Source organism: Burkholderia sp. AU17457 (assembly GCF_002223255.1).
Classification (GTDB): domain Bacteria; phylum Pseudomonadota; class Gammaproteobacteria; order Burkholderiales; family Burkholderiaceae; genus Burkholderia; species Burkholderia sola.
This window is the reverse complement of record NZ_NKFB01000005.1, coordinates 2,091,728-2,112,770: the sequence shown is the minus strand read 5'-3', so window position 1 is coordinate 2,112,770 and position 21,043 is coordinate 2,091,728. Positions and strand designations below refer to the sequence as shown.

Below are 21,043 nucleotides of genomic sequence, written 5' to 3'. Positions count from 1 at the left end.
TCGTGTGGCGGGATCGGTCGTCAGTCGCGGTAAGCGACGCCCGGCAGCACGCACAGCAGCTCGTACGCGAGGTTCGCGCCGAGCAGCGCCGTGGTGCCGAACGGGTCGTACGGCGGCGCGACTTCGACGAGATCGCAGCCGACGATGTTCAGCCCCTTCGCGCCGCGGATGATCTCGAGCGCCTGCGGCACCGTGAGGCCCGCGATTTCCGGCGTGCCGGTGCCCGGTGCGTAGGCCGGGTCGATGCCGTCGATGTCGAACGTGATGTAGACGGGCGTGTCGCCGATGCGTGCGCGCACTTCTTCCATCAGCGGCGCGAGCGACTTGTTCCAGCATTCCTCGGCCTGGACCACGCGGAAGCCCTGCTCGCGGCACCAGTCGAAATCCTCGGCCGCGTAGCCGGTGCCGCGCAGGCCGATCTGCGTGACCTTGTCGCCGTGCAGCAGGCCTTCCTCGACGGCGCGGCGGAACGGCGTGCCGTGCGCGATCTTTTCGCCCATCATCGTGTCGTTCACGTCGGCGTGTGCATCGACGTGGATCAATGCAACCTTGCCGTGCTTGCGGTGGATCGCGCGCAGGATCGGCAGCGCGATCGTATGGTCGCCGCCGAGCGTGATCGGCTTGCAGTCGTGCTCGAGAATCGCGTCGTACGCGGCCTCGATGCGGGCGATCGAATCGTGCAGGTTGTACGGGTTGATCGCGACGTCGCCGATGTCGGCGATCTGCAGCGAATCGAAGGGTGCCGCGCGCGTGGCCATGTTGTACGGGCGCAGCAGCACGGATTCGGTGCGGATCTGGCGCGGGCCGAAGCGCGCGCCGGTGCGGTTGGACGTGCCGAGATCGAACGGCACGCCGACGAAACACGCGTCAAGGCCTTCGGCGCTCGACACGTGCGGCAGGCGCATCATCGTCGCGATGCCGCCGGAGCGCGGCATTTCATTGCCGCCGAGCGGCTGGAAATGGATGGGGTCGTTCATGGGGTCGTCTCTTCCGGTGTGGGGTTGCCGTATCATGCGACGCGGCCTGGCGCACAGTTTTACGCGCTCCGCCGGGAAAGAAGAATGCGAAGATATCGACGTAAACATCGATCTTCATCGATGTATGGAAGGGGATGAACGTGCTGGGGAACCTGTCGACCCTCGATCTGCGGTTGATCCGCGTGTTTCTCGCGGTCACGGACGCGGGCGGCGTGTCGGCCGCGCAGGCGATGCTGAACGTCGGCCAGTCGACGATCAGCGCGCAGTTGTCGTCGCTCGAGACGCGGCTCGGCTACCGGCTCTGCGAGCGCGGCCGCAGCGGCTTCCGGCTCACGCCGAAGGGCGAGCGGTTCCATGCGATGAGCCGCAAGCTGCTCGCGGCGCTCGACGAATTCGGGATGGCCGCGCGGCACATGGATCGCCAACTGGTCGGCACGTTGAACATCGGCCTGATCGGTCATACGCCGGTCAGCCAGAACGCGCGGATCGCCGAAGCGATCGCCGCGTTCCGCACGCGCGACGAGGCCGTGCGCTTCTCGATCTCGGTGCGCGCGCCCGGCGATCTCGAGGAAAAGCTGCTGAGCAACGAGATCCAGATCGCGGTCGGCTATTTCTGGCATCGCGTGCCGACGCTGCACTACACGCCGCTGTTCATCGAGCGGCAGGTCGCGTACTGCGGCCGCGGCCATCCGCTGTTCGATCGCGCCGGCACGCTGACACCGGCCGACGTCGCCGGCTTCGAGTGGGCCTGGCGCTCGTATCCGTTGCCGGAGGCGCAGATGTCGACGACGCCCGATCGCGTGACCGCGACCGCGGACAACATGGAGGCCGTCGCGCTGCTGATCCTGTCCGGCCATCACCTCGGCTACCTGCCGCAGCACTTCGCGGCGCCGTATGTCGCGCAGGGGCTGCTCGCGCCGCTCAATCCCGATCGACTGCGCTACGAGGTCACGTTCCACATGGTCGTGGCGCGCGACGGGCGTGGCGATCCGGTCGTCGAAGCGTTTCTCGAGGATCTCGAACGCGCGCATCAGGCGCCCGACGTGGTGTGACGCCTGCGCGGCCGACACCGTGAACGAGCGTTGCGCGCGGGCGGCTTGCCGGCCCGGCGTGCATCAGGGCACCGGCAACCCGGCGTCGTGCTTCACCTCGCGCAGCGACAGCGCCGATTCGATCGACGTGACGCCCGGCAGCATCCGCAGCGAATCCCGCAGGAACGTGCCGTAGTCGTCGAGATCGCGCGCGACCACCTGCAGCAGGTAGTCGGCCGTGCCCGCGACGTTGTGGCACGCAAGGATTCGCTCGATGCCGAGCACTTCCCGTTCGAACCTGTCGGCGACCTTGCGGTCGTGCGTCGCGAACCGCACGAGCACGAACGCGACCACGCCGAAGCCGAGCGCCTGGCGCGACAGCTGCGCGCGATAGCGCTCGATGTAGCCGTCGTTTTCGAGACGTTTCAGGCGCCGCGCGCAAGGCGTCTCGGACAGGCCGACGGATTCGGCGAGCCGCGCGATCGGCAGGCGGCCGTCGCGTTGCACCGCGGTGAGGATCGCGCGGTCGGTTTTGTCGAGGTCGGTCATATTGGCGGAATCCTTGTCGTGATTCCGTGATTGTGGCGGATTCCCCTATGAATCGCCATTCCTGAGCCAAAGTTGGCCAATAATCCCTCTGCCTTCAGCGGCAACATATCGTCATTGAAGGACGGGGCAGACCATGATTTCCACGCATTTGCTGTTGATTTATCTCGCCGCGCTCGCGGCCATTTACGCGGTGCCCGGGCCCGACATGGCGCTCGTGCTGCAGACCAGCATCGGCCGCGGCGTGCGCCCGGGAATGGCGGCGGCGGCCGGCCTGTCGCTCGCGCGCACCGCGCACGTGACGCTGTCGGCGTGCGGCGTCGCGGCGCTGATCCGCAGCGCGCCGTGGCTGTACGAGGTGATCCGCTACGGCGGCGCGGTCTATCTCGCGTATGTCGCGATCCAGGTGTTCCGCTCGCCGGTGTTCGCGCTCGGCGACGGCGACGCGGCGGCGGGAGCGTTGCGGCAATCGTTCGTGAAGGGGCTGCTGACCAACCTGCTGAACCCGAAGGCGCTGCTGTTCTGCTCGGTGCTGCTGCCGCAGTTCGTGCGGCCCGAGGCCGGGCCGGTCGTCTGGCAGATGTTCGAGCTCGGCGCGCTGCTGGTGGCGACCGGCGTGTGCTTCGACCTCGCGTGTGTGTTCGGCGCGTCGCGCATCGCGGCGTGGATGCGCGCGCATCCGCTCGCGCAGACGGTGCAACGCTGGACCTTTTCCGCTGCGTTGATCGGTTTCGCACTGCGGTTGTCGATGGACTGAGATTGAGCGCCGCTGCATGGCCGCCGCGCGGGTAGGTAGGCCGCGCGGGCACGCCATGCGTGAATCGACACAGGCCGCGCGCGATGCCGGCCTTCGCGCGTGCGCGTTGCCGCAGAAGGGCGTGCGCGCAAATCGTCTGACTGTTCTAAACTTCCTCTAGCTTCGCGATCGCAAACGCGCCGTCGCAAACGCGCCGTCGCGAGTCGACTGACCGAACGGAACCGTCTTCCGCGGGCTATGTCCGATTTCCTGGCTGTTCCGTGCAACGCGGTACCAAGGAGGGTCTGAACATGGCAAGGCATCTTCAAGCCGACCGTGAACCCCGTATCGTCGCCGAGTCCAAGTGTCTCGGCCGGTGCGATCCGGCAGAACGCATCCACGTCACGATCATGTTGCGGCGGCAGGAAGAAGGGCAACTCGATGCATTGGTCCACCAGCTCGCCACCGGCGACGCCGGCGCGAAACCGCTGTCGCGCGACACGTTCGCGCAGCGTTTCTCCGCCAATCCCGACGACATCCGCAAGACCGAGGACTTCGCACACCGTCATCAACTGACGGTCGATCGCGTCGACCCGGTCGAAAGCGTCGTCGTGCTGTCCGGCACGATCGCGCAGTTCGAAGCCGCGTTCAGCGTGAAGCTCGAGCGTTTCGAGCATCGGTCGATCGGCCAGTATCGCGGCCGTTCGGGCCCGATCGCGCTGCCCGACGAGCTCGGCGATGCGGTGACGGCCGTGCTCGGCCTCGACAGCCGGCCGCAGGCGCGGCCGCACTTCCGCTTCCGTCCGCCGTTCAAGCCGGCGCGCGGCGCGGCGGCCGTCACGTTCACGCCGATCCAGCTGGCGTCGCTGTACGACTTTCCGCCCGGCGACGGCGCAGGGCAATGCATCGCGATCGTCGAACTCGGCGGCGGCTATCGCGCGGCCGACATCCAGCAGTATTTCCGCGGGCTCGGGATCACGACGCCGCCGACGCTCGTCGACGTGAACGTCGGCACCGGCCGCAATGCGCCGACCGGCGAGCCGAACGGCCCGGACGGCGAAGTCGCGCTCGACATCGAGATCGCCGGCGCGATCGCACCGGCCGCGAAGATCGCGATCTACTTCGCGCCGAACAGCGACGCGGGCTTCATCCAGGCCGTCAACGCGGCCGTCACCGACAAGACCAACCGGCCTTCCGTGATCTCGATCAGCTGGGGCGGCCCGGAAGCGATCTGGCAGGCGCAGTCGGCGCACGCGTTCAACCGCGTGCTGCAGGCGGCTGCCGCGCAGGGCATTACCGTCTGCGCGGCGTCGGGCGACAGCGGCTCGGGCGACGGGCTGCAGGATGGCGCCGATCACGTCGATTTCCCCGCGTCGAGCCCGTACGTGCTCGGCTGCGGCGGCACGCAACTCGACGCGCTGCCCGGGCAGGGCATCCGCAGCGAGGTCACGTGGAACGACGAGGCGGCCGGCGGCGGGGCGGGCGGCGGCGGCGTCAGTTCGCTGTTCGACCTGCCGGCATGGCAGCAGGGGTTGAAGGTCGCACGCGCCGACGGCACCACCACGCCGCTCGCCAAGCGTGGCGTGCCGGACGTGGCCGGCGACGCGTCGCCGCAGACGGGTTACGAAGTGTCGGTCGCCGGCACGCCGGCCGTGATGGGCGGCACCAGCGCGGTCGCACCGCTGTGGGCCGCGCTGATCGCGCGGATCAATGCGGCGGCCGGCGCGTCGGCCGGCTGGATCAATCCGGTGCTGTACAAGCATCCGGGCGCGCTGCGCGACATCACGAAAGGATCGAACGGCACATATGCGGCCGCGTCCGGCTGGGACGCGTGCACCGGCCTCGGCAGCCCGAACGGTGCGCAACTCGCCACGATCCTCGCGCGCAAGCCGTCGAGCTGACGCGCCGGCGCGCGCCTTTCCGTTCGACGCGGGTGGTCTGCCCGCGTCTTTTTTCACCTCCAGGAGCAGCACGATGGGCATCGATTCCGCATCTTCCGGCGGCGTGTATCCGCTGCATCACGGCGATCACAATTCGCATGGCGTGCCGCCGACCATCAATCCGGTCGCGCTGAGCCACGGCCGCGACCAGCCGTTCTTCGATCCGGTCGCGTACGGCAACGGCCCCGACGACTCGGTGACGGACACGACCGAGGCGGCCGCGATCACGCATCACACGATCCTGATCGACGGCAAGCGCATCGCGTACACGGCGACGGTCGGCCACCTCGTGACGGTCGATCCGAGCAGTTCGCAGCCAGCCGCGAAGATCTTCTACGTCGCGTTCACGGCCGACGGCGCGAAGGAGGAAACGCGACCCGTGACGTTCTTCTATAACGGCGGGCCCGGTTCGTCGTCGGTGTTCGTGCTGCTCGGCTCGTTCGCGCCGAAGCGCATCAAGACGTCGATGCCGGGTTTCACGCCGCCCGCGCCGTACCAGATCGAAGACAACCCGGACAGCATGATCGACCACAGCGACCTGGTGTTCATCAACCCGGTCGGCACCGGCTATTCGGCGGCCGTCGCGCCGAACAAGAACCGCGACTTCTGGGGCGTCGACCAGGATGCGGATTCGCTGAAGCAGTTCATCAAGCGCTACCTGACGAAGAACAACCGGTGGAATTCGCCGAAATACCTGTTCGGCGAATCGTACGGCACCGCGCGCAGCTGCGTGCTCGCATACAAGCTGCACGAGGACGGCGTCGACCTGAACGGCGTCACGCTGCAATCGTCGATCCTCGATTACCGGCAGGCCGGCAACCCGGTGGGCGCGCTGCCGACCGCCGCGGCCGACGCGTGGTATCACAAGAAGCTCGGCATCAAGCCGGCGCCGAGCGATCTCGGCGCGTTCGTCGAGGAAGTCGCGCAGTTCGCGCGCACCGACTACCTGAGCGCGCTGCGCGCGGTGCCGCATGCAAACCCGGCCACCGTGCAGAAGCTGTCGGCATACACGGGCATCGATACGGCGACGCTGCAATCGTGGGGGCTCGACATCGCCGGCTACGACACGCGCGGCAATTCGCTGTTCCTGACGACGCTGCTGCATGCGCAGGGGCTCGCGCTCGGTTCGTACGACGGCCGCGTGACCGGGATCTCGTCGGGCATCGCCGGCAAGATCGACCCGAATTCGGGCGGCAACGATCCGACGATGACGGCCGTGACGGGCGTCTATACGGCGATGTGGAACAGCTACCTGAACGAGCAGTTGAAGTTCACGTCGAACTCGGCGTTCACGGACCTGAACGACCAGGCCTTCAAGAACTGGGATTTCAGCCACATCGACCCGACCGGCGCGCAGCAGGGCATCGATGCGCAGGGGAACGTGATCCTCTACACGGCCGGCGACCTCGCCGCGGTGATGGCGCTGAACGTCGACCTGAAGGTGCTGTCGGCGAACGGCCTCTACGACTTCGTCACGCCGTTCTACCAGACCGTGATCGATCTGCAGCAGATGCCGCTGGAGGACCAGAAGGTGCGGCAGAACCTGTCCGCGCGGTTCTATCCGTCGGGGCACATGGTGTATCTCGACGGCGGCTCGCGTACGGCGCTCAAGCGCGATCTCGCGACGATGTACGACGCGACGGTCAGCGATACGGGCGCGCGGCTGAGGATTCGTGCGCTGCAGGCGAAGAAGACGGGCGGGAACGCATAGCGTTGCCCGGCGCCGATGTGCCGCGCGCAGCCCTGACGGAGCGCGCGGCGATATGCCGGTAGCGGGGCGGCCGGCTTATGCAGCCGGCCAGTCGAACATCGTGTACGGCAGTGCGCGCTTGTGGCGCGAGCCGTCGTAGAAGCGCAGCACCGTTTCGTAGACGCGATCGGCGACCGGCTTGCCTTCGAGGAAATCGTCGATCTCGTCGTAGGTCACGCCATACGCGTGCTCGTCGGGGCGCAGCGGGCGCAGCTCCTCGAGGTCGGCGGTCGGCACCTTCATCACGATCAGTTCCTCGCCGCCGAGCGCGCGTGCGACACCGCGCACGCGACGCTTGCTCAGGCCCGCGAGCGGCAGGATGTCCGCGCCGCCGTCGCCGAACTTCGTGAAGAAGCCCATCAGCGATTCGGCCGCGTGATCGGTGCCGATCACGATGCCGCGCCGCGCGCCGGCCACCGCGTACTGCGCGATCATGCGCTCGCGCGCCTTGATGTTGCCGTGCACGAAATCCTGCTGCGCGGGAGTGTCGAATGCGTGGCCGGACGCGACCAGCGAACGGAGCATCGCATCGGCGGCCGGCTTCACGTCGACCGTCAATACCTCGTCCGCGCGCACGAACGCGAGCGCGCGCTGTGCATCCTCTTCGTCGTTCTGCACGCCGTTCGGCAAGCGCATCGCGATGAAGCGTGCGTCGTAGCCACCGGCGCGCAGCTGTTCGACCGCGAGCTGTGCCAGCCGGCCGGCCGTCGACGAGTCGACGCCGCCGCTGATGCCGAGCACGTAGGTCCGCAGGCCAGTCGAACGAAGGTATTGCGCGAGGAAATCGACGCGGCGGTCGATTTCGGCCTCGGCGTCGAAGTGCGGGGCGACGTTCAGTTCGGCAATGATCGCGCGTTGGCGGCTGGCGTAATCGGCGGATGTCATGACGGGAAGTTCCGGGACGAAATGCAAGGCGCTCATCATAAGCGCAATCGCGGCGCGCCGCCGCGCCGGGCCGGCGATCCGGCGGTTTCGCGTTGCATCGGCGAGACGCGCGCATCGCCGTGGTGCGCGGTGCGCCGGACGGGTGCGGGAGTGCCGCGCGAAGGGCAGCCGTGCGCGCGGCTTCGACGAGTCGGGATGGAGGCCCGATGACGGGCGTGGCCGGGCGTGGCCGCTCGATCCCGCATGGGTCTTCGCCCCGTCAGCGCCGCGCGAGCACGACGCCCACCAGCGCGAGCGCGAAGCCGGCGAGCTGGATCGTCGCGAGCGTTTCGCCGAACAGCGCGTAACCCTGCAGCGCGGCCAGCGGCGGCGCGAGAAACAGCAGCGACGTCGCGCGCGCCGCATTGCCGCGCCGCAGCATCCACATCAGCATCGTGACCGCGCCGCCGGACAGGAACACGACGCCCCACACGAGCGACACCCACAGCGCCGGCGCGTCGATCCAGCGGGTCTCATGGAGCAGCACGACGAAGACGGCCGCGACGATCGCCGCGCCGAAGTTCTGCACGGCGACCGCCGTGCGCAGGTCGCTCTGCGCGAGCTTGCCTTTCTGGTACAGCGAGCCGGCGGTGATCGCCCCGACCGCCAGGACCGACACGGTGACGACGAGCCACGCAGGCGCGGCACCCGGCGGCGGCGCGACGCCGCCGGTGACTTTCGGCGCGAGCACGAGCGCGACGCCGGCCAGCCCGAGCGCCATCCCGAGCCAGCCGCGCGCGGGCAGGCGTTCGTTGAACAGCGGAACCGCGAGCACGGCGGTGGCAAGCGGCTGCAGCGCGCCGAGCAGCGCCATCACGCCCGCATTCAGCCCTTGCGCGACGGCCCAGTAGCTCGCGCCGAGATAGACGCCTTGCAGCAGCGCGCCGGCGATCAGGTGGCGCGGCCATTCGCGGCGGGCCGGCCACGGTGCGCGCGCGGCGAGCGCCACCACGCCGAACAGCGCGGCCGTGCCCGCGAAGCGCGCGAGCAGGAACAGGTTCGGATCGGCGTAGGGCTTGATTGCCCGCGCAACGATGAAGCCGGTGGACCAGAGCGCGACGAAAACGGCGGCGACGATCGAGTTGAGCATGCGTGACGGGCCGCGACGCGGCCGGACAGAACCGGAAAGTCGGCCAGTATCGACCGAAGCGGCGTCGGCGTCTTGTCGAATCCTGCACTCATGCCGCGCGGCGCGTGAGCGGGCCGGCGGTCATCGCGCGCCGGTGCGCGGGGCGGCGGGGACGATTGTCCGTGGCACCGCACCGCACGGCGCTGCGCGGATGGGCGCGCAGCAGCGACGCTCAGTCGATCGAGAACGTGTCGAGCGGCTGGTTGGCGCGCGCGTCGGTCGCGAAGCGCGCGGCGAGCTGCTCGTAGAGCCGGCGCGCTTCGTCGAGCGTCAGGTCGATCCAGTACGGATCGCCTGCCGCGTCGTTGAGGCGTTCCGGCGGAAACTGGATTTCGATCACACTGCCTTTGCGATACATGGCGCAAGCCCCTTTGTCGGTCGGTCGTTCGGCGAAGCGCCAAGTGTAGCAACCGGCGCCACGCGGATTCGCGCGCGCCGGGCAATACAGAATTTCGCTTTCGGGCAACGCGCGCGGCCGCCGCCCGGCCGTGATTCCCGGCCCAGTCAAATGGTCGTCAAACGTCCGTAATACAATGGCCGGCTTACCCATTACCAGTCGCCTCGGGCGCACACGCGATGCTGGCGGAACAACGTCATCAATACATCCTGTCGGAGCTCGGACGCTCGGGCGCGCTGTCGGTCGCGGAACTCGTCCGTTCGCTCGACGTGTCGCGCGAAACCGTGCGACGCGACCTGAACGCGCTGGCCGCGCGCGGCCTGCTCGTGATGACGCATGGCGGCGCGCTGGCCACGGATCGCCGCGAGCCGAGCCTGTCCGAGCGCGAAGCCGCGAACGCCGACGCGAAGCGCACGATCGGGCGGCGCGCGGCGGAATTCGTGCCCGACGACGCATCGGTGCTGATCGATTCGGGCAGCACGCCGCACGCGGTCGCGCTGGCACTCGCCGACCGGCACCGGCTGTCGATCTACACGAACGACTGGCGCACCGCGTTCGTGCTCGCGCGGCGCAACGGCAACCGCGTGACGCTGCTCGGCGGCGAGCTGTCCGATGACGAGGACGCGACGTTCGGGCTCGACACGATCCACCAGCTCGCGCAATACCACGTCGATTTCGCATTCGTCGGCGCTGGCGGCATCACACCCGACGGCGAGTGCACCGACTACTCGCGGCTCGCCGCCGAAGTGCGCAGCAGGATGATCGCGGCGGCGGGCACGGCGATCATCGTCGCCGATCATTCGAAATTCGGCCGCGTGACGCCGGTGCGGATCAACGGCACGGCCGCCGCCCGCTATCTGGTGACCGAGCGCGCACCCGACAAGGCCGTGCGCCGCGCGCTGACGGCGCGCGGGATCGAGCTGCTCGTGTGCGACTGACGCGCGTCGGACATACAAGGTTCATCGAACGGTCATCGCGCGGGAAGAACCGCCATCAAGACTGACGCATTCATCTCGACCGGCCGCGAGGCCAGGGAGCAACGAATGACCGTCAGCGTGCGCAGCTATCTTTCCCCCACCCTGGTCCTGCTGGCTTTCGACTGGCCCGATGCGGCGTCGCGGTCGGATTTCCTCGGCTTCGCGATCCGGCGCACGCCGGGCTTCTGGTCGGCCGACGGCAAGACGCGTGCGCCGGACAGCTGGCTGCCCAACCGCCTGACGTTCGACGGCCCGGCCGCCGACACGCAGGGCGATGCGCCGACCGACCAGGCGCCGATCCAGAAATTCATGTGGTGGGACGCGCGCATCGATCCGCAGGACCGCGGCGCGTCGTTCCGCTACGACGTCTATCCGGTCGTCGGCACGCCGGCGAACCTGCAGGTGCTCGACGCGCAGGCCGGCGTGTGCGACGTCGTGCTGCCCGCGCACGTCGAGGACGGCATCGGTACGTGGTTCAACCGCGCGGTGGTCAGCTCGCAGGCGTTCGCGAAGCAGGTCGCGGCGCTCGGCCTCGCGCCGAACGCGGCGCCGAGCGCCGCCCAGGCGCTGAAGCTGCGCACGTGGCTCGCGAACGACATGGAACAGGTGTTCGCTCAGATGCTCGATCCTGCGTCACGCGCGGTGTCGGCCGTCTATCACCTGACCGACACGCTGTGGGCGCTGCCCGCGTTCGACGCGTTCGGCCGCAAGCACGGCGCAGCGTCGCTCGCGATCGTCTACGATGCGCACACCACGGCGCGCAAGGGCGGGCCGCCGCTGCCGTCGCCGAACCAGCCGGCCGTCGAGGCGCTGCAGGGCCTCGCGACGCTCGCGCCGCGCGACCGGACGCACATCATGCACGACAAGTTCATCGTGACCGATACGCCGTCGAGCCCGGCGCCCGCGCGCGTGCTGACCGGTTCCGCGAACTTCACGACCGAGGGGTTGACCGAGCAGGCCAACGTGCTGCATGCATTCGACTCGTCCGCGCTCGCCGCGCTGTACAACGATCGCGCGCATGCGCTGGCCGCGAATCCGTCGATTGCGGAGACCGCGCGGCTGTCGGCCGGCTGGTCGGCGCCGATCACGATCGGCAGCGCGCAGGTGCGCGTTGCGTACTCGCCGGAGCCGGCGGGGCAGCGTACCGAGATCGATACGATCGTCGCCGCGATCGCCGCCGCGAAGCATTCGGTGTCGTTTTGCCTCTTCATGCCGACCGACGCGGGGCTGCGCGATGCGTGCTTCGCGGCCGGCGACCGCGGGCTGATGATGTTCGGCCTCGTGAACCGGATCAACGTGGGCAGCGCGACGAAGGCCGACACGGCTCGGCAGGACGGCCGGACGCTCGATGCGGCGACGCTCGCGAACCTCGAGCTGTACCACCGCGGCCGCGACAACCACGACGTGATCGACGCGTCGTATTTCTCGCCGGCCACGGTGCCGCAGGGTTTCGAGCCGGAGTTGCGGCTTTTCCCGGGCGAACCGGCGCCGGCTTTTCCGCCCGTCGTGATCCATCACAAGTTCATCGTGATCGACGCGGAAGGCGCGAATCCGGTCGTCTATACGGGCTCGGCGAACATGAGCCGCAATTCCGAGCAGTACAACGACGAGAACCTGCTCGAGATCCGCGACAAGCGGATCGCGGCGATCTATCTCGCGGAATTCCTGCGGCTGTACGAGCACTACCGCGCCCGCGCGCTGGCGATCCATGCGAAGCAGCAGCACGGCACGGGTACGCATGGGCGGCTCGCGCTTGCGCCCGATTCGAGCTGGGCGAAGAAGTATTACGTGGCGGGCAGCCCGGAAGAGAAGGCGCGGATCGCGCTGGCGTCGACCGCACCGACGGACTGATGCGCTGACGTGCTGAATGAAGTGCGCGGGGGCGCGGATGCCGCGTGCCCCGGCCGGCGACTACCGCCGCTTACGCGGCGACGTAGCGGAGCACCGCGTCGGCGATCGTGTCGCGATGTCGCGCGCGCAGGCGCGGCGCCGACGGGTCGCGGCCGAATGCGGCGCCGAACGTGTAGCGGTTCGACACGCGGTGGAAGCAGAACGAGCTGATCAGCAGATGCAGGTCGAATGCGTCGATGTCCTTGCGGAACGCGCCGCTGGCCGCGCCGCGCTCGACCAGTTCCTCGAGCGTCTTGATGATGCTGACGTTGCGGTTCTTGAACGATTTCAGCTGTTCGAGATATTTCGCGCCGTGGATGTTTTCGATCGACACGAGGCGAACGAAATCGCGATGCTTGTCGTGATAGTCGAACGTGAATTCGACGAGACGGCGCATGCCTTCGCGCGGCTCCATGTCGCCGACGTGCAGTTCCTGCTCGAGCGCGCGGATGTCGCCGTACACCTTCTCCAGCACGGCCTCGTACAGGCCCTCCTTGCTTTCGAAGTAGTAATAGAGCATCCGCTTCGTCGTGTTCGTGCGCTCGGCGATCGCGTCGACGCGCGCACCGGCGAGACCCATCGCGGAGAATTCCTGCGTGGCGACATCGAGGATGTTGCGCTTGGTTTGCTCGGGATCGTATTTACGCCGCGCATCGGACGCAAGCGCGCGGGGGTCGGACGTGGCGGCCTTGCTTCCTGCTTTCATGTGACTTTGTTGTGGTTCGCGGCGGCTTGGAAAAGGCATTCTAGCATGTGGAAAATGCCCGCCCGGCCGACCTTCCGCTCTAATCGGCACGGCCGCGGCGGGCGCTCAGCGGCGGCAGGACGCGAGCGCGTCGCGGGCCTGGTACGCCGTATACGTGAGCTGCGCGGCGGCGAGGCCGGCCAGCCCGAACGTGCGTGTGAGCCCGAACGCGGCGAAGCCGTCCGGCACCGGCCGGCCCTCGGCCAGCGCGGCGGCGAGCGCCTCGCCGGCCACCGTGGTCGGCGCCATCCCGTGGCCGCCGAATGCGATCGCGTGCCACACGCCGTCCGCGTCGCGGCCGATTTGCGGCATCTTGTGCCGCGCGTAGCTCATCAGTCCACCCCACGCGTAGTCGACCTTCACGCCCTCCAGTTGCGGATACACGCGCAGCAGGTCGCGCCGCAGCAGGCGCTCGATCGCGCCGGGACCGCGGTCGAGCACCGAGATCCGGCCGCCCCACAGGATCCGCGTGTCCTTCAGCGGACGGTAGTAGTCGAACGCGAAACGCGTGTCGTAGATCGCGTACGGCGCATCGATCGCGTCGGGCAGGCGCGTGCCGAGCGGTTCGGTCGCGATCACGTAGGTCGCGATCGGCAGCACCGCGCGCTCGATGCGCGGCGACACGCCGCGCGCGTAGCCGCCGCCGGCAAACACGACGTCCTTCGCGCGCACCGCGCCCTGTGCCGTGCGCACGACGTAGCCGGCGCCGTCGCGCGCGATGCCGAGCGCGGCCGAGCGTTCGTACACGCGTGCGCCGCCGCGTGATGCCGCCGCCGCGACGCCGAGCACGTACTTGAGCGGATGGAAATGGAATGCGTTCGGCTCGAACAGGCCGCCGTAATAGCGCCGCGTCTTCAGCCGCTCGCGCAGCGCGCCGGTCGGCACGGGTTCCCAGTCGACGCCGAGCTCGTTCTTCATCAGCGTGCGCACGCTGTCGAGCCGCGACGGATCGTCGAACCAGTTCGCGAGCATCACGCCCTGGTCGACGATGTCGCAGTCGATCCCGTAGCGGGCGATGCGCGCGCGGATCAGGTCGACCGCGTCGACGGTGAGCCGGTACAGCCGGCGCCCTTCGTCGCGGCCGAGCGTGCGCAGCAGGTCGGCGTTGTCGAGGCTGTAGCCGCCGAACACGAAGCCGCCGTTGCGGCCCGACGCGCCGAAGCCGACCCGTTCGCTGTCGAGCACGACGACGTCGTGCACGCCGCGCTCGACGAGACCGAGCGCCGTGCACAGCCCGGCGAGGCCGCCGCCGACGATGCAGACCTGCGTATCGATCGTGTCGGTCAGTTGCGGGTAGGGCTGGCGGGTAACGGTGGCTTCGTAGAAGTTCTGCATGCGTGTTCGGTGACTCGTGACGGCGGAAAAGCGGACGGCGCGCGTCGATCTTGCCTGAACGCGCGCGCCGCGTCGAATGGGGTTTTCGGTGCGCCGGCCGCCGCGAAGGGCGGCCGGTGCGTTACAGGGCGTCAGGCGCCCGGCGTCGGGTTGGCCGGACGGACGACATAGGCCGGATAGCCGGCGTCGGCCTTTTCGGCAGCTTCATGCGTCGCGTTGCGTTCGATCCACGGCGCGATGTCCATGTCCTCGTAGCGCACCAGCCGGCATTTGCGCGCGAGCGCGTAGCCGAGCCAGATCGCGAGGAAGAACGGCAGGCCGATGTAGGTCGCGGCGACGCCGGTCCAGTCGATCTTGTCGGCGAGGAACGCCTGGTAGTCCTGGCCGAGCGCGACGGCCGCGCACAGCGCGAACGCGAACAGCGGGCCGAACGGGAACCACTTCGACCGGTACGGCAACTGGTCGAGCCGGTAGCCCTGCTTCAGGAAACCCTTGCGGAACCGGTAGTGGCTGACCGCGATGCCGAGCCACGTGATGAAGCCGGCCATGCCCGACGTGTTCAGCAGCCACAGGTAGACGGTCTTGTCGCCGTACAGCGACGTGAGGAAACACAGCGCGCCGATCGGGGTGGTCGCATACAGCGCGTTGCGCGGCACGCCGCCGGGCGACAGCTTCGCGAACAGCTTCGGCGCGCGGCCTTCGACCGCGAGGTTGTAGAGCATCCGCGTCGACGCATACATGCCCGAGTTGCCGGCCGACAGCACGGCCGTCAGGATCACCGCGTTCATCACGCCGGCCGCGAACGCGAGGCCCGCGTGGCGGAACACGAGCGTGAACGGGCTCACGCCGATGTCGGTTACGTCGCTCTTCAGCAGGCTCGGATCGGTGTACGGAATCAGCACGCCGATCACGAAGATCGCGAACACGTAGAACAGCAGGATGCGCCAGAAGATCTGGCTTACCGCGCGGGGAATCGTCGTGCGCGGGTTTTCCGATTCGCCGGCCGCGACGCCGATCATCTCGGTGCCCTGGAACGAGAAGCCCGCGATCATCGCGACGCCGAGCATCGTCGCCCAGCCGCCGACGAACGGCGCGTCGCCGATCGTGAAATTGCCCCAGCCGGCGCTCGGGCCGCCCTGCATGATCCCGAAGATCATCAGCAGGCCGACGCCGACGAATGCGAGCACCGTCAGCACCTTGATCAGCGCGAACCAGTATTCGGCTTCCCCGAAGCCGCGCACCGACAGCGCGTTGAGCGCGAAGATCAGCGTGAGGAACAGCGCGCTCCACCAGACGCCCGGCACGTGGGGGAACCAGTAGTGCATCACGAGCTGCGCGGCGACGAGCTCCACCGCCAGCGTCACGGCCCAGCTGTACCAGTAGTTCCAGCCGAGCGCGAAGCCGAAGCCTTCGTCGACGAACTTCGCGCCGTAGGTCGCGAACGAGCCGGACACCGGCATGAACGCGGCCATCTCGCCGAGGCTCGTCATCAGGAAATAGACCATCAGGCCGATCAGCATGTACGCGAGCATCGCACCGCCGGGCCCGGCCTGCGAGATCGACGCGCCGGATGCGACGAACAGGCCCGTGCCGATCGAGCCGCCGATCGCGATCATCCGTAGATGGCGGGCCTGGAGCGCGCGGTGGAGGGACGGCTTCGCGGGCGGCGGGCCGGACGGGCGGGACGAATCGGGGCGGGCGTCTGAATGCATGGCGGGCGCTGGGCGCTGTCTCCGGGATTGTTTTTCGGTGACGAAGCACGACGCGCTGCCGGCCGCGGGCCGGGCAGCGGTGATGCGGTGCGACGCGGGCCCGCTGAGCCGGGCCGTGGTGCGTGTCGCCTTCGTCGGTCGTCCGGCGGCGGTCGTGGCGGCCGGCGGCGCGCCGGGTGCGTTGCACCTCGACGTCGCACCGATTGTGTGGGGTCGAATGCGCGGGCGGCAAACGATATTTCCGCACAGGGTGATGCGGGATCGTCATCAACTTGTGTCGGATCGGGACGTGTCCGCGTACCCGTCCGTCGGCTTTGGAAGCGTCCAATATCGGCGCGGGAACCGGCCCGTCCGCGCGGCGGACTTCTTGCGTTTTTGGAATGAAGTCGTGAGTTAATATCAATAGCGGCCGGACTTGTGGCCATCGACAATGTGTTTCATGGATCGTGCCTCGCGAGGCTGGGGCGCGCCGTCCGGCCGGGCCTGCCGGCGGCGGCGGCGCAGCGCGATGCGCCGGATGGCGCACCGGGCCCGCCGCACGGCGCATCCGCTTGCACGAGGCGCTCGAACGCGCTCCAATCGAATCACGCGGGCGGCGCTGCCGCCGCACCGATCAATCTGTCCCTGAAGAGGAAGTGATGCAATTCAACGACATTCTTGCCGCGCTCGACATCGATCTCGCCCAGTGGAAAGGCAATGCGCTGACCGCGCGTTCGCCGCTCGACGGCGCGACGCTCGCGACGCTGGCCGTCGACTCGCCCGCCGACGCCGAGCGCAAGATCGACGCCGCGCACGACGCATTCCTCAAGTGGCGCACGGTGCCGGCGCCGGTGCGCGGCGAACTCGTGCGCGTGTTCGGCAACGTGCTGCGCGAGCACAAGGCCGAGCTCGGCCGCCTCGTCACGCTCGAGGCCGGCAAGATCACGTCGGAAGGGCTCGGCGAAGTGCAGGAAATGATCGACATCTGCGATTTCGCGGTCGGCCTGTCGCGCCAGCTTTATGGCCTCACGATCGCATCGGAGCGCCCGGGCCACCGGATGATGGAAACGTGGCACCCGATCGGCGTGTGCGGCGTGATTTCGGCGTTCAACTTCCCGGTCGCGGTGTGGGCGTGGAATGCGGCGCTCGCGTTCGTGTGCGGCGATTCGGTCGTGTGGAAGCCGTCCGAGAAGACGCCGCTCACCGCGATCGCATGCCACGTGCTGCTCCAGAAGGCGCTCCGCGAGTTCGAGAAGACGCATCCGGGCGTCGCGCCGGCGGAGCTGAGCCAGCTGGTGCTCGGCATGCGCGATGTCGGCGAGGTGCTGACGGCGTCGAAGAAGGTGCCGGTCGTCAGCGCGACGGGCAGCGTGCGGATGGGCCAGGAAGTCGCGAAGGTGTTGAGCCAGCGCCTGGCACGCGGCATTCTCGAACTCGGCGGCAACAACGGGATGATCGTCGCGCCGAGCGCGGATCTCGACCTCGTCGTGCGCGCGGTCACGTTCGCGGCGGTCGGCACGGCCGGCCAGCGCTGCACCACGCTGCGCCGCCTGATCGTCCATCGCAGCCTCGTCGAGCAACTGCTGCCGCGCATCGAGAAGGCTTACGCGTCGGTGAAGGTCGGCAACCCGCTCGAGGAAGGCACGCTGGTCGGCCCGCTGGTCGATCGTGCGTCGTTCGACGCGATGCAGAAGGCGCTGGCCGATGCACGCGAGCAGGGCGGCGAAGTGAAGGGCGGCGAGCGCGTCGACGTCGGTCACGCGGATGCGTACTACGTGCGTCCGGCCATCGTCCGGATGCCGAAGCAATCGGCGGTGGTCGAGCGCGAGACGTTCGCGCCGATCCTGTACGTGATGGTCTACGACAACTTCGAAGACGCGATCGACGTGCACAACGCGGTGCCGCAGGGCCTGTCGTCGGCGATCTTCACGAACGACATGCGCGAGGCCGAGCAGTTCATGTCGGCGGCCGGCAGCGATTGCGGGATCGTCAACGTGAACATCGGCACGAGCGGCGCGGAAATCGGCGGCGCGTTCGGCGGCGAGAAGGAAACGGGCGGCGGGCGTGAGTCGGGTTCGGATGCGTGGAAGGCGTATATGCGCCGTGCGACGAATACGATCAACTACAGCCGGCAGTTGCCGCTGGCGCAGGGGGTGAAGTTCGACGTGTGATGCAGGCGCCCGGCCAGGGCGCTTCGACAGTCGAATGAAAGGGCCGGTTGCCGCGGAAGCGGTAACCGGCCCTTGTCGTTTATTGCGATGCGTGCGGCGCGCCGATCGATCGTGAGCGTCGCCGCGCAATGGCTCGCTTACGATTCGGGCCGCGTGGAACCATCGTTCGTCGGCATGTTCTGCACGACCAGCATCTGCGGGCTCGACAGCGTGATCCCCGCCGCGCGCAACTGCTTGAGGATCTCGAACAGCAGGTCGCTCTTCGTCGAACTCGCGATCCGCGGGCTCGACACGTAACCCGTCACGCTCAGCGTGATCCCGTCCGGCGCGAGCTGGCTGAACGTCACCGACGGCGCCGGTTTGTCGAGAATCGCCGGGTGCTCGCGATACGCATCGAGCAGCAGGTCGCGCACCTGCTCGGGATCGGTGTTCAGCGGGAACGTCAGCACCAGCGTCGCGACGCCCTGCGTGCTGTTGCCCATCGTCACGTTGCGCACGTTCTGCGAGATCAGCTGCGAATTCGGCACGATCACGGTCGAGCGGTCGCTGAGCTGGATCTCGGTCGCGCGCACGTTGATGCGACGGATGTCGCCTTCGACGCCCGCGATGCTGACCATGTCGCCCACCTTCACCGGGCGCTCGGTCAACAGGATCAGCCCCGACACGAAGTTCTTCACGATTTCCTGCAGGCCGAAACCGATACCCACCGACAACGCGCTGACGATCCACGCGAGATTGCTCCACCGGACGCCGAGCAGCCCGAGCGTCATCAGCACGAGCAGCACGTAGCCGACGTTGGTGAACAACGTGATCAGCGACACGCGCATGCCCGTATCCATGCCGAGCGCGGGCATGAACTCGCCGTCGAGCCAGCGGCGCAGCGAGCGCAGCAGGTAGAAGCCGATCGCGAAGCCGATCACGGCGTTCATGATCCGGTCGGGCATGATGTTCAGGCTCTGCAGCCGCTGGCTGCCGATCATCGCGACCGCGCTGTCGAGCAGGTCGCCCGGCGTCGTGCCGAAGCCGCCCGTCAACAGCGCGATCGCCGCGATCAGCATCAGCAGGCTCGTGCCGAAGCCGGACAGCACCGTACGCGCCTGGTCGAGGTGGCGATCTTCGAGCGCGAACAGGTGCTTGATCTGCTGGCCCGTCGACAGGCTCGACGAGAACAGGCTTTCGCTCGCGTCGCGCGTCAGCTGGATCAGGATGTAGGTCGCGCACAGCACGATCTCGAACCACACGAGCTCGTACGTGATGAAGCGCGCGACCGTGATGTAACCGATCAGGAGTGCGATCAACGACGCGACGATCGCGAGCGTGACGCCGGCATGGATCAGGCCCGCGAGCGTCGAGCGTTGCTCGGGCGCCTCGCCTGCCGCCGCGAGGGCGCTGCGCGCGCGGTTCGCGCGCAACAGCGACGCGCCGACCGTCAGTGCGACGACGAGCGATACGATGCCGCGCCCGAACAGCGTGACCGACAGGCTGGTATCGACGATCCGGTTGATCGATTCGAGCGTGCCCGACACCAGCAGCAGCCCGGCCAGGACGGCGGGGAACGGCTTCATCGCGAGCGCGACGGGATCGGCCAGCGCGGGCAGGCGCCACGACGGATGCTTCGTGCAGAGCAGTGCGCGGCCGAGCCCCGCGATCAATGCGCAGGTCGCGGCGAGCTTCGCGAACTGGTCCCACAGATCGGTCAGCGACGGCGTGAGCTCGTAGTGGCGCGCGACGGCGAGGTAAAGGATCTGAATCGCGACGGCCGTCGCCAGGAAGGTCGACAACGCGGTCGACAGCGCCAGCGCACTGCGGCGCAAGCGGGTGGGCGGCAGGCGGTTCAGCGCGATCCAGGCGAGCCCGCGCTCGATGAGCCGGCGGCCGCCGAGCCATGCGGCGAACGCGGCGATCAGCAGCAGCGTGGTGAGCACCCGTTGTCCGGGCACCCACGACGAGCGCAGCATGTCGAACAGTTCGCCGTTGAAATCGTCGAGCCGCTGACGGTCGTCCGGCGACAGGTGGAACAGCGGCAGCCAGAACTGCGCGCTGAAGATGCTGCCCGAACGGAACGCGAGCTGGTTCTTGAGCAGGCTGCGGTGCAGCTTCGCGAATTGCTCGGTCAGGTTCGTGAGGCTCGTCTTCTGGTCGGCGGCCTGCTTCAGCGCCGCATCGATCTGCGTCTTGCGTGCGTCCAGCGCGGCCCGCTGCTTTGCGACGGCCGGCGTTTCCGGCGCGGCGCCCTCGGCCGGCGGCGGGCCGAGCACGTCGAGTTGCGCCTGAACCTGCGTGCGTTGCAGTGTGAGATCGCTCTGCAATTTCGCGACATCGGTGCTCAGCTCTTGCGCCGAGTCGTCGAGCCCGTCCAGCTCCTTGCTGTTGGACGCGGTCGAGGTCTGCTGCTTGATGCGGTCCAGCTCGGCCTGCATCTGCTTGAGCTGCGCGATGGCGTCGGGCAGCGAGATGGCGGGCACGGTCGCGCCGACGCCGCTCGCGACGGGCGCGGAAGCGGCCGCCGGAAACGCCGACGCGGTCGCGATCGCCGCGAACTGCAGCAGCGCGATCAGCGCGATCCGGCGGGCATACGTGGATAGTCGTTGTATGGACATGGAATGCTTACGATTTGCCGACAATGCCGGTTGCCGAAAGGCAGCCGGAAGCCGGTAGTTGGCCCGGTAGCATGTTACCGGGGTGCGGAACGCGTGGTTGTACCGATTGCGTATCCTCGGTCGCGGCGATTCGGACGGTGCGCGCCTGTGCGAAACAGCGCGGTAGACCCGTTGTTGCCGGCCTGCGCGGCCGGCGCGCGAGAG

The 21,043-nt window shown here is 68.4% G+C and carries 16 protein-coding genes; 7 read left to right on the top strand and 9 right to left on the bottom strand.

All coding sequences use genetic code 11. The features are described from left to right. Positions 1-20: 20 nt before the first annotated feature. Positions 21-977, bottom strand: a complete 957-nt coding sequence (gene speB, locus CFB49_RS26775; RefSeq protein WP_050016317.1) for an agmatinase — start codon at positions 975-977, stop codon at positions 21-23. A gap of 134 nt (positions 978-1,111) precedes the next feature. Between speB and CFB49_RS26770 the strand changes: the two genes are divergently transcribed. Further along, positions 1,112-2,029 (top strand): LysR family transcriptional regulator, encoded by a 918-nt coding sequence (locus CFB49_RS26770; RefSeq protein ID WP_176730255.1) that lies wholly within the window; start codon positions 1,112-1,114, stop codon positions 2,027-2,029. 63 nt (positions 2,030-2,092) lie between these two features. Here the strand turns inward: CFB49_RS26770 and CFB49_RS26765 are convergent, their stop codons facing one another. Next, positions 2,093-2,557, bottom strand: coding sequence for an Lrp/AsnC family transcriptional regulator (locus CFB49_RS26765; RefSeq protein WP_089492758.1), 465 nt, complete (start codon positions 2,555-2,557; stop codon positions 2,093-2,095). A 133-nt stretch (positions 2,558-2,690) separates the two neighbouring features. On the opposite strand from CFB49_RS26765, the gene CFB49_RS26760 reads away from it, so the two are divergent. The 3 genes from CFB49_RS26760 to CFB49_RS26750 all read left to right on the top strand — a co-directional run bounded on the left by CFB49_RS26760 (position 2,691) and on the right by CFB49_RS26750 (position 6,941). Next, positions 2,691-3,311 carry a LysE family translocator gene (locus CFB49_RS26760; protein WP_089492757.1) on the top strand — a complete coding sequence of 207 codons (621 nt, stop codon included), beginning with the start codon at positions 2,691-2,693 and terminating at the stop codon, positions 3,309-3,311. A 290-nt stretch (positions 3,312-3,601) separates the two neighbouring features. Next, positions 3,602-5,191, top strand: coding sequence for a S53 family peptidase (locus tag CFB49_RS26755; protein WP_089492756.1), 1,590 nt, complete (start codon positions 3,602-3,604; stop codon positions 5,189-5,191). A 73-nt stretch (positions 5,192-5,264) separates the two neighbouring features. After that, positions 5,265-6,941 (top strand): S10 family peptidase, encoded by a 1,677-nt coding sequence (locus CFB49_RS26750; RefSeq protein WP_089492755.1) that lies wholly within the window; start codon positions 5,265-5,267, stop codon positions 6,939-6,941. Between the two features lie 75 nt (positions 6,942-7,016). On the opposite strand, the gene nadE is transcribed toward CFB49_RS26750, so the two are convergent. The 3 genes from nadE to CFB49_RS26735 form a co-directional block, all read right to left on the bottom strand. Continuing rightward, a complete protein-coding gene (nadE, locus tag CFB49_RS26745; protein ID WP_089437024.1) occupies positions 7,017-7,865 on the bottom strand; it encodes an ammonia-dependent NAD(+) synthetase in 849 nt (282 codons plus the stop codon). A 259-nt stretch (positions 7,866-8,124) separates the two neighbouring features. Then, the gene (locus CFB49_RS26740) at positions 8,125-8,994 is read right to left on the bottom strand and encodes a DMT family transporter (protein ID WP_089492754.1); all 870 of its coding nucleotides are present in this window, start codon (positions 8,992-8,994) and stop codon (positions 8,125-8,127) included. Between the two features lie 211 nt (positions 8,995-9,205). After that, positions 9,206-9,391, bottom strand: coding sequence for a hypothetical protein (locus CFB49_RS26735; protein ID WP_006480515.1), 186 nt, complete (start codon positions 9,389-9,391; stop codon positions 9,206-9,208). Between the two features lie 218 nt (positions 9,392-9,609). On the opposite strand from CFB49_RS26735, the gene CFB49_RS26730 reads away from it, so the two are divergent. Next, positions 9,610-10,368, top strand: a complete 759-nt coding sequence (locus CFB49_RS26730) for a DeoR/GlpR family DNA-binding transcription regulator (RefSeq protein WP_089492753.1) — start codon at positions 9,610-9,612, stop codon at positions 10,366-10,368. 105 nt (positions 10,369-10,473) lie between these two features. Further along, the gene (locus CFB49_RS26725; protein ID WP_089492752.1) at positions 10,474-12,258 is read left to right on the top strand and encodes a phospholipase D-like domain-containing protein; all 1,785 of its coding nucleotides are present in this window, start codon (positions 10,474-10,476) and stop codon (positions 12,256-12,258) included. A 70-nt stretch (positions 12,259-12,328) separates the two neighbouring features. Here the strand turns inward: CFB49_RS26725 and CFB49_RS26720 are convergent, their stop codons facing one another. The 3 genes from CFB49_RS26720 to CFB49_RS26710 all read right to left on the bottom strand — a co-directional run bounded on the left by CFB49_RS26720 (position 12,329) and on the right by CFB49_RS26710 (position 16,089). Then, positions 12,329-13,003, bottom strand: coding sequence for a TetR family transcriptional regulator (locus CFB49_RS26720; protein ID WP_089437020.1), 675 nt, complete (start codon positions 13,001-13,003; stop codon positions 12,329-12,331). A gap of 105 nt (positions 13,004-13,108) precedes the next feature. Continuing rightward, positions 13,109-14,377, bottom strand: a complete 1,269-nt coding sequence (locus CFB49_RS26715) for an NAD(P)/FAD-dependent oxidoreductase (RefSeq protein WP_089492751.1) — start codon at positions 14,375-14,377, stop codon at positions 13,109-13,111. A gap of 131 nt (positions 14,378-14,508) precedes the next feature. Next, the gene (locus CFB49_RS26710) at positions 14,509-16,089 is read right to left on the bottom strand and encodes an amino acid permease (RefSeq protein WP_089492750.1); all 1,581 of its coding nucleotides are present in this window, start codon (positions 16,087-16,089) and stop codon (positions 14,509-14,511) included. Between the two features lie 638 nt (positions 16,090-16,727). Between CFB49_RS26710 and amaB the strand changes: the two genes are divergently transcribed. After that, on the top strand, positions 16,728-18,239 hold the full coding sequence (amaB, locus tag CFB49_RS26695) for an L-piperidine-6-carboxylate dehydrogenase (RefSeq protein ID WP_089492747.1): 1,512 nt from the start codon (positions 16,728-16,730) through the stop codon (positions 18,237-18,239). Positions 18,240-18,376: 137 nt separating this feature from the next. On the opposite strand, the gene CFB49_RS26690 is transcribed toward amaB, so the two are convergent. After that, on the bottom strand, positions 18,377-20,839 hold the full coding sequence (locus tag CFB49_RS26690; RefSeq protein WP_089492746.1) for a DUF3772 domain-containing protein: 2,463 nt from the start codon (positions 20,837-20,839) through the stop codon (positions 18,377-18,379). Positions 20,840-21,043: the final 204 nt, after the last annotated feature.